Here is a 1,147-nt window from a genome sequence, read left to right as displayed (position 1 = left end):
CCGGACCGCCGGGACCGTACCCGGACGGACCGCCGGCCGCAGCGGACACCGGACCACTGTTCGCCGCCGGGGCGTCGGGGCGGGGCGGGCCGGCGGGCGCGGATGCGACGGAGCGGGCGGGCTCCGGGAGCCCCATCCTCGCCTCCGACGTGTGCGTGGCCGGTGCGGGGGTGGATTCCCGTGGACGCCCGGAGCGCGGGATGGCGACGGTGTGCACCGTCGGCATCGCGGGCTCTGGCAGCGTCTCGGACGGCGGGGGCTCCGCCAGCGACACACCGTGGTCGATCGCCAGGCGGAGCAGGCGGAAGTCCTCGCCCTCGGGCTGTTGTGACGGCAGATCCCGGTGGACGGTGACGAAGTCGCGCACGCCGGTGCCGATCTCCGACAGCAGGCGGGACAGGTCGCTGAAGAGCGCATCGTCGGCCGGTGCGCCGCGCAGGTTCACCTCGACGGCCAGTTGCTCGGGCGAGACCGGCCGTCCGGTGACGTCGGGCTGCTCTCCGCGCGGCCCGACCGACAGGCCGGCCCTCGTGACGCAGACCTGCCAGCGATCCGACAGCGGCACGGGCGCCGGGTCCGTACGGCGGATGCCGGACATCGGGGAACGCCAGCGGACCAGCCGGGGCTCGAGGACGCGACCGTCCGCGTCGAACGGCCGGCACGCGACCGCCTCGACGAACGGCGCCCAGGTCGGCTCGGCGTCCGGGCCGATCAGGATGGGCCGTACGTCGGGTTCGGCGTCGGTGCCGACGAGCAGCGGGAGCCCGGTCAGCACCTCGACCTCGACGCCCAGCATCTCGGCGGTGTCCTGGGCGATGCTCAGCAGGTCCAGCGGGCCGCAGGGGGCGAGGCGGACCGTCACCCGGGTCGGGTCCGGCAGCGCGGCCAGCAGGGCCGCGATGTCCTCGGCGGGGACGTCCGGCTCGCCGCGAGACTCAGAGGCGTCGACGAGGACGGTGGGGTGGTCGTCGTCGACCGGCACCGCGTAGCACAGGTCGCCGGCGCGGATGGCGGGCGCCTTCGCCGAGCGCACCAGGATCCCGGCCGGAACCTGTTCGACGACGTAGCCGCCGGCGAGCCGACGCTCACCACCGAGGGCACGGTCGGCGACTACCCGTCCAAGATCCCGATGATCGACATCGTCACG

1 protein-coding gene and 1 pseudogene are annotated in these 1,147 nt (G+C 75.1%); one reads left to right on the top strand and one right to left on the bottom strand.

What is annotated here, in order from left to right; all coding sequences use genetic code 11:
• Nucleotides 1–982, bottom strand: a pseudogene (locus ACFFNX_RS50670) (hypothetical protein); the annotation flags it as partial.
• Between ACFFNX_RS50670 and ACFFNX_RS50665 the strand changes: the two are divergent.
• Nucleotides 962–1,147, top strand: a 186-nt coding sequence (locus ACFFNX_RS50665) for a hypothetical protein (RefSeq protein WP_378213655.1), incomplete at its 3' end; no start/stop codon positions are given. The pseudogene ACFFNX_RS50670 and the gene ACFFNX_RS50665 overlap by 21 nt on opposite strands.

It is taken from the genome of Actinoallomurus acaciae, from assembly GCF_042429965.1.
GTDB lineage: Bacteria > Actinomycetota > Actinomycetes > Streptosporangiales > Streptosporangiaceae > Actinoallomurus > Actinoallomurus acaciae.
Note: the sequence above shows the minus strand (reverse complement) of the source record. Positions and strands in the feature narration are given on the sequence as shown.